The organism is Nostoc sp. ChiVER01, from assembly GCF_034531155.1.
Taxonomy (GTDB): Bacteria; Cyanobacteriota; Cyanobacteriia; order Cyanobacteriales; family Nostocaceae; genus Nostoc.
The window spans coordinates 15,483-28,737 of the sequence record NZ_JAVRBS010000052.1; the positions used below are offsets into that span (position 1 = coordinate 15,483).

Consider the following 13,255-nt stretch of genomic DNA (forward strand, 5'->3'; position numbering starts at 1 on the left):
AAATGGTTTATGGAAACTAACTACCCATCTACTCACAATCAAAATTGGCAGGATGCTCTAGAACCACAACTCATTAAGCGGCTTCGCCGTCCGCTAGTGCAATTTGGTGTAACTGGTAATCAACTTGCTCGTGCTATCCAATCCCGGACGCAACGAGTAAGTAATCGTTTACCATTGCTAGCAAAATTGATACATCCTTTGATTAATAATATTGGGTATTTTCAGTTCCAACTCAGCCCCAACGACCATATACTACGCCTACCAGATTTTGATTCTAACTATGAATCGCCTGATATAGCTGCTGCGTTCGATTCCCAATATCCTGTCAATACTTCGATTACAGATCAAGTTAGCTACGGTAATAATCCTGAAAAAGATCACAATTGGGGAGTTACTAAATTTGCTTTACCTGTTCAGGCAAAGCATCAAGTTGGCTACCATAGCCAACCTTTATCATCTGTAGATGTAGATCGAGATGATACGTTTAGCACAAATAACTCAAAACAAAACATCTCATTACCCAAAGATGCGATTGCAACTAGTAGAAAAACTCTAATTTCAGGACAGCAAATAGTACACACATTAGGCGATAGGTCTATTGCTAATTCCCCATCACATGTATTAAACATAAATGCTCAACTATACCAACGATTTCAACGTCCGCTATTACAACCAAGGCTAGCTTCTATTCAACTAGCTCGGACTGTTCAATCACGAATACAACGCTTAAGCAATTGCTTACCGTTACTAACACAATTAACCCAATATCAGCCTCAGCAAGAAAATTTACAAGTACAGAAAAAGTCCAATGATAAGATACAGCGTTTGCCAGATTTTGACTCCAGCAATGATTTGCCTGAATTAACCTTATCTGCGGATTCTCAAGCCATTGCCAATGCTAATGCTGCTCAATTTAGCACAAATAACCCAAAACAAAATATCTTATTACCTAAAGATCAGATCGCAACTAGCAGACCAATTCTAATTTCAGGACAGCAAATAGTACACACATTAGGCGATAGGTCTATCACTAATTCCCAGCCACATTTATTAGATATAAATACTCAAGTATACAAACGGCTTCAACGTCCGCTATTACAACCAAGGCTAGCTTCTATTCAACTAGCCCGTACTGTCCAATCACAAATACAACGTTTGAGCGATCGCTTACCGTTATTAACACAATTAACTCAGCATCAGCCTCATAAACAAGATTCACAAGTACAGAAAAAGTCTAATGATGAGATACACAGGTTGCCAAACTTTATTTCCAGTAAAGATTTGCCTGAATTAACCGTATCTGCGGATTCTCAAGCCATCGCCAAGACTATTGTCTCAGACCAACAAGCTAGTAAGGTTAGTACTTCAGATGTTTACCAAAACACAAAGATAGCCAAAACAACCATTGTCCCAGTTAAAAGAAGACATCAAAGTACTACCAATGTTGAGCAATTTAGCAAACATAACTCAAAACAAAACATCTTATTCCCCAAAGCTGAAATCGCAACTAATAGACCAATTCAAAATTTAGGACAAGATCCACAAAAAAACGCCTTATCACTGTTACCATCCGTAACCAAAAACAGTGGAATTGCTGCGAACACTGCACAGACAACATCAAAACTCGATTTAGAAAACCAACTACAAAGCAAACTCCTTCGTCCAATTGTCCAACCAGGAGTACTCAACTTTAAAGCATCTCGTATTGTTCAATCACGTATCCAACGCTTGAGCGATCGCTTACCGTCACTCACACAATTAGCCCAGCATCAGCCTCATAAACAAGATTCACAAGTACAGAAAAAGTATAATGATGAGATACGACGTTTACTGGACTTTGATTCTGGCGTTAACTCACCTGAGTTAGTGGACATATCTAATTCTACTGCTGAAACTTTCCTTCCTCAACAAGTACATCATATTAACCAGAAAAGCAAGCCGAGTGAATCAGCTACCTTACAAAGTTCGGAGGCTAACAAACTAACTATTGTTCAAGCAAAAGCAAAGCATCAATTTACACATGAAAAGTTTTTAAAGATAGGTATCCGTGCTAATCTACCATCTGTATCTGTAGTCAAATCAAAGGGAAATGGTACAACTACTACAATTCCAACTCACACGATAAAGCAATTTATTTATCAACAAAAAACCTTATTACCATCATCAATGGTGACTCAAAATAGTGAGCTTGTTTCTAGTAGCATTCCTATGAATGCGAAAGAAAAAACAGCACAAATATCAGCATCCAACTCTACCCCTAATCATCAAGTACATTCATCAGAACAACAACTACAACGACGACTCCAACGCCCCCTAGTCCAATCAAGTATAATTGGTTCTCAACTAGTACGTACTATGCAGACACAAAGGCAGCAACTAACTAAGAGTCAAACACTGTTAGCTAAGTTAGTCCAAAGTCAACGTAGTAGATATAACAATCAAACTCAATTAGAGCCGAGGATTGATGTGCAGAGATCGCCCCAGATTTTGCGTCACCCTACTGATTCAAAAGTGCAAGCCACTGACAAATCCTCTTCCATAAACTCTTCTAAATTTGAGGTAATCAACAGATTACAAGCTAACGAACACCAACAAAAGCCGATCACATCATATTTGGCTAAAGGCGTATCCGCCAGACAAACTAGATCCAATCTTACACAACAAGATTTGCAACTTGTAAAACCAATTACTGCTTCCAAAAGCAAATCCTCCGGTTTTTCTGGGCAGGCAGACACCAACTCTCAAATATCGACAACACCTATGACAGCAATTTTCAATAGAACAGACTATGTTGCAAGGGTGCAAAGCCTTACACCCTTACAAAAAATTATTTTTCTAACGAATGAAAATAGCCAGAAAATACAACGCTCATCTGTACGACCTTTAGTGAAGGAAATAAGGAGGAAAAAACCGCCTATTTCTGGGATTATGCCCTTAGTTGTCTCTCATTCATCAACTTTTACTCACTCAAGAGTGAAATTACAACCAACGAATAACTCAGTCATGTCTGGAACTCATAATTCATTTATCAATCGCGCTCAGGAAAGTGCCAACATACTCAGCAATTCATCAAAAATGAACGACACTCAATCTCATACTGATAATCAAAATAATTCAACCACAAGCAGAGAAGCTGATCGTGAGAGTGTTATCGATATAGATGATCTAGCGGATCGGGTGATGCGAAAGGTGATGCGGCAACTTGCCATAGAAAGCGAACGACGAGGAGGAAGGCAATGGCCTTAGAAAAATTGAAAATTATTCCCGAAATTGGAGCAGAAATTACTGTTTTGTTTAATCCCAATGAAATCACTATTGACAAAACAGCCAATTGGCGATTAGCTCCTACTGATGAATCAGATGTACCAGAATCTCAATTTACTCATGGTGAACCAGCACAATTAACCATTAACCTATTGTGTGACACCTATGAGGCAAAGACCGATGTTCGTACACACACTAATAAAATTTTTGATCTCACAACCATAGAGAAACATGGCTCATTACACCGACCACCTTTATGCAAATTGATGTGGGGAATGTTTGACTTTAATAACTTTCAATGGGTGCTAGAGCAATTAAACCAACGCTTTACCTTGTTTCTGGATAACGGTACGCCTGTACGCGCTTACCTTACATGTTCTTTTAAACAATGGCGCTCAGATAATGAAGACGCTAAATTAACAAATAAGCAATCGCCAGACGTAGCTAAGACGCGAATTATCAAAGACAAAGAAAGAATAAGCAATATTGCTTATGAAGAATATGAAGATCCATCCCTCTGGCGTGCGATCGCCCAAACAAACAATATTGATAACCCTACCTACTTAAAACCAGGCACAGTACTGGCTATTCCTGCTTTACGTCCTGGCTCTTCCTTGGGAGGTGACATCTAAAAATATGGCGAATTTAGGTGACAAGCAAACAATAGTCCCCGATTTTCGTGTGTTTATAAATGGCACTCCTATCCCCACCGAGATATCAACTGATTTAATGACTGTGATTGTCCATGAAGATATAGAAGCACCCAGTATGTTTAGCCTCAAACTTACTAACTGGGATATCCAAAAGCATCAAGTTACTTGGTCAGACGATAAACGTTGGTTTAAAATGGGTAACGAAGTCGAAATCCAGATGGGTTATATAAATCACCTTAAGAAACTATTTAATGGTGAAATTACTAGTCTAGAACCAGAGTTTGAGGTGAATGAGGCCCCTAGCGTCATAGTTCGTGGTTATGATCGCCGCCATCGTTTACTACGCGGACGATATTCCCAAACTTTTCTTCAGATGAAAGACAGTGAAATTGCAAGTAAAATCGCCAACGCAGTAAAGTTAATCCCCAAGCCTGAAGATACACAAGTTAAGCTAGATTATGTCTTACAGCACAACCAAACCCATTGGGAATTTTTGCAGGAGCGCGCTCAACGTATAGGCTATGAGGTAGTTGTAGAAGACAAGACTCTTTATTTTCGACCTCATAAAAATGCTGATAGTCCTGTGTTAACGCTAGACCTCAATACAGACTTAATGGAGTTTTATCCTCGCCTAACTACATTGCCCGAAGTCGGGCAGATCAAAGTGCGCGGCTGGAATCCCAAGGAAAAATCAGAGATTGTTGGTTTAGCTAAGGCGGGAAATGAGGGTACAACTATGGGTGGTTCTACTACTGGCCCTACGGATGCTAATCAAAGCTTTGGTTCTGCTATCAACTCTAGCGTTAAGCGACCTATATTCAGCAAAGCAGAGGCTGATCAAATTGCTTTGGGATATTTAAAAGACATGGCACTGGAATATATCACTGGTGAGGGACTTGCCATTGGTCGCACGGATTTACGAGCTGGTAAAGTTCTAAAAATTCAAGGCATTGGTCAACGCTTTAGTGGTAATTACTATATCACCTCAACTACTCATACCTGTTCACCAAAAAAAGGCTATCGTACCCGCTTTACTGTTAGGAGAAATGCAACATGATTGATGTTAGTCTACTAGCAAGTCTTTTACATTCTGATGATCAAGATAATCATTTTTACGGTGTAACTGTAGGTGTTGTCACTAATAATCAAGATCCCGAAGGCTTAGGGCGGGTAAAGGTTCGTTTTCCTTGGTTATGGGATGAGCAGAAAAATATCGGTGTTGATAGTCATTGGGCTAGAGTGCTTACTCCAATGGCTGGTAATAATCGAGGGCTTTACTTTTTGCCGGAAGTCGAAGATGAGGTATTAGTTGCCTTTGAACATGGACTGGCAGAATTTCCATACATTTTGGGGGGACTATGGAACGGTAAAGATAAACAACCAGAGAACAATAACGATGGTCAAAATAACAAGCGCACAATCAAGTCGCGTAGCGGCCACATCATCCGCCTAGATGATAGTAAGGGTCAAGAGAAAATTGAAATTATTGATGGCTCAGGTAAAAATACTATTGTTATTAATACTGCTAACAACTCTATTACTATTACTGCTAACGCAGATATTACTATTGAGTCACTTAATGGTAAACTAACTCTTTCCGGAAGCGGGATCGAAATTAACTCTACAAAAGGTGTAGATATTAAAGCTAGGCAAGATATGAGCCTAAAAGCAGGCCCCGAATTGAAGATCAACGGAGGTTTGGTGAGAATCAATTAGCAAGCTATTGAAAGGAAATTTTATGAACTTTAATACAAATTTTTTGGGTGTAGGTTGGGAGTTTCCCGTACAATTAAATGAGAAGGGGAAAATCACAATGGCCTATTACGAACAAAATATCCGTAAGGCGATCAGGATGATTATAGAAACTGCGCCTGGAGAACGGGTGATGCGTCCAGACTTTGGGTGCGGTATCCACAATTTTGTTTTCGCAGTTAATAGTGCCGGTACAGCAACTAGAGTTGCTAGTAAGGTAACTGAGTCCTTAATTAAGTGGGAACCTCGGATTGATCTAATTAATGTAAATGCCTTTCCTGATTCCGATAAAGCTTACATATTGCTGATCTCCATCGACTATCGGGTGCGTGCTACTAACAATGAATTCAACATGGTCTATCCATTTTATTTAGAATATCAGGGCGTATGAAAGTTCCGGAGATTGATAAGCGCAATTATGACGAGATTGTTGCACAGACAGAAGCTTTAGTTCAAGCTTTTACAAGTGAAGTAAGACCAACATTTGAAGCACTCAATGGTCGTATTCTCAATCAAGATATTACTATCCCTGATACGGATGAGATAATTACTGCTGGGACTTATATAAAAAATGATTTAGCCAAGCAAATCAGTCAAATACAAGGACTTAATTTAGTAAAAGTAAAACATTGGCAAGCATCTGAAAATCATGATGCTGGAGCAGCATTAATCCGGATCTTTGCGCGCATGACCCAATTGGCAATCACTCGCCTCAATAAAGTACCAGAAAAGAATTTCTTAACTTTTTTAGACTTAATTGGTATTCAAATCCAACCACCCCAGCCAGCCAAAGTACCATTAACTTTCAACTTAGCGGTTGGTAGCTCTCTTGATACTTTCGTTCCTGCTCAAACTCAAGTGATTGCCCCACCCACTGAAACCCAACTAGAAGAAATTATTTTTGAAACCGATCAAGATTTAGTTGTCACCCCTTCCCAGTTGACAACTGTATTTGTGCGTGATCCCTTGAGCGATCGTTACGGTGACTATACACAAGCAGCTCAAGGTTTGGCAGAGCAAAGCTTTCCTGCTTTCAGTGGAGATCGCTCCATTGTTCACAGCCTCTATTTAGCAAATGACGAGTTATTTTTATTACCTGATAAAAAAACTATTACTCTGTTAATTTCTTCATCTAATACAGATCAACTGTCACGAATGCCAATATCTTGGTACTACTGGGATAGCAACAATATTATTCAGGGATTAGTTATTAAATTTAATTTTGATACAAAAAAAACAGAGGTACTCCCTGGAACTGCTATAGATGCTCAAGGTAGAAAAATTGAATTATTAAGCATAGAGACTTTAAATTTAAATAAATATACTAACCAAATAGTATTTATTGCTATTTCTTACGGTGAAAAAAACCCCTTGATCTCAGTCTTTCCAGAAGCAGAAGCCAGTAATTATCAGCCTGAGATATATATCCGATTAGCTCATTTAGCCATTAACTCTGAAGGTGACATTAGTAACTTAGTTACCTCCTTAATCACAGAAAATAACCAGTGGCAAGTCTCGTTCACAAACTTTCCAATCCCAACAGAGCGAACTATTAACGGAGTGAAAGCTGCATGGCTAGAGGCTCGGCTCAATACTTCTTTACTACCCAATGATCAATTACCAAAGATTAACCATATCAGTGTTAAGGTAAACATCCAACACAATGACTTAGCTCCTGATTTTGGTTTTATTAACTTTTTCGCACTTGACCTAAGTAAAGATTTTTATCCTTTCGGTACACAACCAGTCTTTAATGACACTTTATACCTAGCTAGCCAAAAAGCATTTGCTAACCCAGGAGGTAAGGTGACTTTAAATGTCAAACTTAGTGAATTTTCACCGTTACCTATTAATCCTACAGCAGACTTAGAGATTGTATGGGAAGTTTGGAATGGTCGTGTTTGGCAACCAGTAGGCAACTCAGCACCTCATAATTCTAGTAGTAACTCTGGCTTTATTGATACAACTCAAGCTTTTACTAAAAGTGGCAAAATTGAATTTACCTTACCTTCTAAAGTTGCTTTACAAATAGTCAATGGACAAAGCAATTATTGGATACGCGCTCGGATTATTAAAGGTAGTTACGGTACGGGAATAGCTCTCGATCAACAATTTACCATTACTACATTAAGTGAAAATAGTCAAGAAACCGATCCAAACCAGAAAAAAATAATAAAAGTCAATAGTGTTCGGGGTTTCTTGCCTAGCGATCGCATTCAAATTGCTTTTAGTGATAATAACCAAGAAGACGCAGAGATTGAAAGCATTATTTTAGCCGAAAGTAAATTTATTCTTCGTGCAGCCCTCACCCACGATCACGCGATTGGCGCAAGTGTAGTTCTTGGCAGTAACTTAGCTTCAAGCCCACCATCAATTGCATCCCTAACCCTAAATTATGAATATGAACGCAGTAGTGCTGTGTCTGCCTGTCAAACTTACAATGACTACACATATATTGATTGTACAGCCACAGCAAACCAACTAGATTCTTCTGATTTTGAACCCTTTACCCTTACGGCAGATAAACAACCAACCCTCTACTTAGGATTTGACCAACCTTTCTCTAACCGAGCTATTAGACTCTATGTAGGCTTAGAGCCATTACTTTACCAAGCAGAAAAATCCTCCAATCCCCAAAATCTCACTAAAAAACCAGATCCCATCAGTTGGGAATATTCTAGTTTTTCAGGTTGGATTCCTCTGCAATTTCAGGACGAAACTCATGCTTTTACTCGAAAGGGCTTAATTACATTCACGGGTTTGCAAGATATTCAGCCTCGTACAGAATTTGGTCGCAGCCTTTATTGGTTACGTGCTTACAGAAAACAGGAGCAACCAAGCTTACCAATATCTGTGCGACACCTGCTACTCAATACGACTTGGGCTACTCAAGTCATTACAATCGAAAATGAAATTTTGGGATCTAGTAATAACCAAAAAAATCAAGTCTTCCGCACTACCAAAATACCTGTATTAGAGGGACAGCATCTGGAAGTATTTGAACCTCAGATGCCTTCGCCTAAAGAACAGAGCAAAATTACTGAACTTGAGGGGAAGAATGCGATCGCACCGATTTTAGGTTTTGCTGGTGAGTTAGAAGGTGTTTGGGTGCGTTGGCATCAAGTACCTAATTTTAAGGTGTCTGATACATGGGATCGGCACTATATTCTAGATCACCTAACTGGGGAAGTGCGTTTTGGTGACGATCAAAACGGAATGATACCGCCTCAAGGTCGTCACAATATCCGGATAACTTACCGGGCTGGTGGCGGTGAAAGTGGTAACTGCCCAGCAAAAACCATTGTTCAACTTAAATCGGCAGTACCCTATATCGACAGCGTTATCAACTATGAATCTGCGGGTGGTGGTGCTGATGCAGAGACACTTAATGCTGTCAAAGAACGAGGCCCCAAAACATTGCGGCATCGGGGTAGAGCTGTAACTGCTCAGGATTTTGAAGATTTAGCCAAAGAAGCATCCCCGGCTGTTGCCAAAGCCAAAGTAGTTACTCCTTCCCAGAAAAATGGTATTGGTGTAGTAGAGTTGCTCGTTGTACCCCATAGCCAAAAGCCTCAACCTATCCCCAGTTTGAATTTACTGGAAAATGTTGCCAATTACATTCGTGATCGCTGTGCGCCTACTTTGGAGTTGCAAACCTACGGCCCAGATTGGATCGCCATTAGCGTCAAAGTAGAAATAATACCAGTATCTTTAGCGATGAGCATGAATCTTGAAGGAACTATAGCCAAAGCCTTACAAGACTTTCTGCATCCAGTTACTGGTGGTTGGGAGAAACTAGGATGGGATTTTGGTCGCAAACCACACAAGTCTGATTTTTATAGATTGCTGGAATCGATTGACGGCGTAGAGTGTGTCACAACTATATCTATTGAGGAAAACCCTAAGAGCAAGAAATTGATCCCAGCAAGATGTTTAGTTTTCTGTGGCAACCATTCTATCACTGTCATTTCACCATTGCCGGAGGAAGCCTAAATTATGACCTTACCTTTACCGAATTTAGATGACCATACTTACGCCGAACTTGTAGAAGAAGCTCGTTCTTTGATTACCAATTTGTATCCGGAGTGGACAAATCATAACCCCACAGATACAGGCATTATTCTAATTGAATTACTGGCTTGGTTGACCGAGATGAAGCTTTATCAAATCAACCGAGTCCCAGACCAAAATATTATCAGTTTTCTTAAGCTGCTTAACGGCCAAGATTGGAGCTTTCAAGATAATTTTCTAGAAAGAGATCAACAAACCAAAGCTTTAAACGCAGCCATCCACAAGACACTTTTGAATCTGGAGGAACGCTATCGAGCAATCACTTGTGATGATTTTGAATACTTAACCATGCAGAAATGGCCACAGACACCAGAAGCAAAAGCTTTGGGTGAGCAAGGTAAAGTTAAGCGATCGCACTGCATCGCCCAACGTAACCTAACTTTAACTGATCCCAAAGTACGACAACAGCCAGCACCCGGAAATATGAGCTTGATTGTAGTGCCTGATCTCACCAACAGCCCCACACCCAAGCCAACGCAGGCTTTATGCCAAAGTTTATGGAAATTTTTAGATGAGCGGCGTTTATTGACTACACAGCATCATATAGTGGAGCCACAATATGTGCCAGTAAAAATTACAGCAAAGTTATTTCTTGTAGAAGACGCATTACCAGACAAAGCCTGCACAAAAGCTGTTAAAGATATTTGCCAATTCTTTCATCCCCTAACTGGAGGAAGCGATGGTCAAGGTTGGCCTTTTGGACGGGATATATACGTTTCGGAAGTGTATCAATTATTAGAGAACATTCCAGAAATTGATTACGTAGAAGCAGTTAAATTACATACACAAGAAACTTGGCGGTTAAATAGAGCGCATAGCGACACACTCATGAGCGTTACTTTATACCCAGACGAATTAGTAACTGTGAAAGTAGATAAGGAATTTTTTGAGATCAATATAGTTAGTTCATCCAGTTAATCCTAAGCTAGGTAAAATATGACAGACAACATCCCACCTACACAAGTAAGTAATTATTTACAATATTTACCAGCCATTTTTCAGGAAGATGTAGATCACTACGGAGTTAACTTTATTGGTCGCTTCTTACTGGCTTTTGAGAAAATTATTACAGGTTTAGGGGACGTTGATGAACCTGGTATAGAAGAAATCCTTGATGGCATTATTGATCCGACTACTCAAGAAATGTACTTAGCTGGTATCCATCGCTACTTTGAACCAGGCCCTGGTTTGCCTGCTTCCAAGCGATCGCCACCCGAATTTCTAGAATGGCTAGCTAGTTGGGTAGCTCTGCATCTGCGCGAGGATTGGAATCAAGAGGACAAGCGTCGCTTAATTAGCAGTGCAGTCCCTTTGTATCGTAAGCGCGGAACAAAAGCTGGGATCGAAGAAATGCTTAATACTTATATTAGTCCAGTGGTTGAAATATATGAATTTCATGAGCATTTACAAGTAAACAAAATTTCTACTGTGGGTATCGATACTATTTTGGGCGGCGGTTTCCCCCACTATTTCTTAGTAAAAATCTTTTTGGCTAACTTTGGTGAAGAAAATTTTAACACTTGTAAACGCCAACAAAAGTTAGCTAGATCAATTATTGATCAAGAAAAACCAGCCCACACTGATTATGATTTTGAAATCGAAGTTCCTTTAATGCAGCTTGGAGTGCGATCAACGATAGGAATAGACACGATACTTGCATCCCCAGCATCTGAAATCCCTGCTATTCAACTTGGAATATATTCCACAGTTGGAGTTGATACTATTCTTGGAACTTTAATACTCGGAAAATTTAACAGTTAAACTTACAAAATCAGGATTACAAAAATGACAAGCAATCATGATGCAGAAAAAAGACTACGTTATTTTAATGGTCAGTTCCTAAATAATTATGACTTCACTGACGAACAGAAATATCACATAGACCGACAAAGAAGACATAATCGATTGTTGCACACTCCTGGTATTGCCGAAGGTCTAGAAATTATCGCTGAGTGTAACTCATATCATATAGAAGTACTTCCTGGTACTGCTGTAGACCAGCAAGGCAGACAAATTGTTTTAGCTACCAAGCAAGTGAAAAGCCTAAAAATTTTTGGATGTGGTAAGGTTTATGTTGTTATTTCTTATCATCAAGAACCATCGGATATCGCCACAGTAGGAGCAAGAGATGAGACACGCTGGCACGAATCTCCTAAAATTGAGATATTAGAGGATGGTGATGAGATTGAAAAAGGCGATCGCATTCCACTAGCCTGCTTAGTTTTAGGTGATGGTGGCAAAATAGAACACCATCACAATCATGTTCGTTACTATGCTGGCGTTCGCATCAGTCCAGAGGTAGATTTACATAAACTTACTTTCTCAAGTAAGAGTGTACATTGTAGTTGCTGGCCAGCGCTTCATTTTGGTGCGTCTCACCGCATTAACCTCATCGGTAGTCTTTATATAGAAAAACTATTAGGCTTAGGGGTAGACAATCCCAAAAATAGATTAGATGTCAAAGGCGGGGTTGTGATTGGTGCAGATTATTGCGAAAAACAACAAGCTCCACCAGATGGGCTTTTGGTAAAAGGCAGAGTTGGGATTGGAAATAATAGTCCAGGTTCAAGTTTAGAAATTACAGGTGAAACTAGGAACAGCAATTATTCTGCACTAAATGTTACTGACTGTGACGGTAAAAGTCTTCTATTTGTCAGAAATGATAACAACATAGGCATTGGAACAACCCAACCAAATGATAAGCTGCATATTAGTGGTGGAAATATTCGGCTCGACTCAAATAGTGAATTATGTTTTGCTGATAATGGGCAAATTAGGAGTTTAGACGATAACCACAGGATTTTGTTTAACAATACTCAAAATCAAATGGAGCTAAGAGAAAAAGGCGATCTGATTTTTTCACCAGGTAGCTTGGCTGAAGAAGAAGCAACAAAAGTTGTCTTTTTAGCAAATGGAAATGTTGGTGTCGGTACAACTAAACCAGAAGTAAAATTACATATTAATGGTGATATTCGTGCTAACAATTTGAGTGGTACAGGCAGTGACTATGCTGAATGGCTGCCTAAACTTCAAATAGATGAAGTTATTGAACAAGGTGACATTACTGGAGTTTTTGGCGGTAAAATTACTAAAAAAACTGAAAATGCCCAAACTCTTATGGCTATTAGTAGCCAACCGATAATTGTTGGAAATCTACCTAATTCAGAAAATCAACACTTATATGAAAGAGTGGCATTTATGGGTCAGGTACGAGTAAAAGTACGTGGTTCTGTAAAGTCAGGTGATTATATTGTTCCTTCAGGTTTAAATGATGGAGTAGGTATAGCAATATCGACTGATAATATTACGTCTTTTACTAACATTACTCAAATTATTGGCTGTGCCTGGGAATCTTCTCAAGAAGAACATGTGAAGTTGATTAATGTATTAGTCGGCCTTCAATCTAATTATTCCTGGATAGGCAAACTGTTGACTAATGTGCAAGCACAACAAAGCGAGATTCAATCCCTCAAGTCTGAGATAGAATCGCTCAAAAATTCCAATCAACTAACAGA

8 protein-coding genes and 1 pseudogene are annotated in these 13,255 nt (G+C 39.4%); all 9 read left to right on the top strand.

Annotated elements, in window-relative coordinates:
* Positions 1-9: 9 nt before the first annotated feature.
* Entirely contained in the window at positions 10-3,246 is a 3,237-nt protein-coding gene (locus RMY00_RS35220; protein WP_322651989.1) for a hypothetical protein, read from the top strand.
* The gene (locus tag RMY00_RS35225) at positions 3,237-3,896 is read left to right on the top strand and encodes a peptidoglycan-binding LysM (protein WP_322651990.1); all 660 of its coding nucleotides are present in this window, start codon (positions 3,237-3,239) and stop codon (positions 3,894-3,896) included. The genes RMY00_RS35220 and RMY00_RS35225 overlap by 10 nt, the downstream gene beginning before the upstream one ends.
* 4 nt (positions 3,897-3,900) lie before the next feature.
* Positions 3,901-4,974, top strand: coding sequence for a phage late control D family protein (locus tag RMY00_RS35230; RefSeq protein ID WP_322651991.1), 1,074 nt, complete (start codon positions 3,901-3,903; stop codon positions 4,972-4,974).
* Positions 4,971-5,633, top strand: coding sequence for a phage baseplate assembly protein V (locus RMY00_RS35235; protein WP_322651992.1), 663 nt, complete (start codon positions 4,971-4,973; stop codon positions 5,631-5,633). The genes RMY00_RS35230 and RMY00_RS35235 overlap by 4 nt, the downstream gene beginning before the upstream one ends.
* Positions 5,634-5,655: 22 nt before the next feature.
* Positions 5,656-6,060 carry a GPW/gp25 family protein gene (locus RMY00_RS35240; RefSeq protein WP_322651993.1) on the top strand — a complete coding sequence of 135 codons (405 nt, stop codon included), beginning with the start codon at positions 5,656-5,658 and terminating at the stop codon, positions 6,058-6,060.
* Positions 6,057-9,662, top strand: a complete 3,606-nt coding sequence (locus RMY00_RS35245) for a putative baseplate assembly protein (protein WP_322651994.1) — start codon at positions 6,057-6,059, stop codon at positions 9,660-9,662. The genes RMY00_RS35240 and RMY00_RS35245 overlap by 4 nt, the downstream gene beginning before the upstream one ends.
* 3 nt (positions 9,663-9,665) lie before the next feature.
* On the top strand, positions 9,666-10,658 hold the full coding sequence (locus RMY00_RS35250; protein ID WP_322651995.1) for a baseplate protein J: 993 nt from the start codon (positions 9,666-9,668) through the stop codon (positions 10,656-10,658).
* Positions 10,659-10,676: 18 nt separating this feature from the next.
* Positions 10,677-11,501 carry a phage tail protein gene (locus RMY00_RS35255; protein ID WP_322651996.1) on the top strand — a complete coding sequence of 275 codons (825 nt, stop codon included), beginning with the start codon at positions 10,677-10,679 and terminating at the stop codon, positions 11,499-11,501.
* Positions 11,502-11,525: 24 nt separating this feature from the next.
* Positions 11,526-13,255: pseudogene (locus tag RMY00_RS35260) on the top strand (hypothetical protein); the annotation flags it as partial.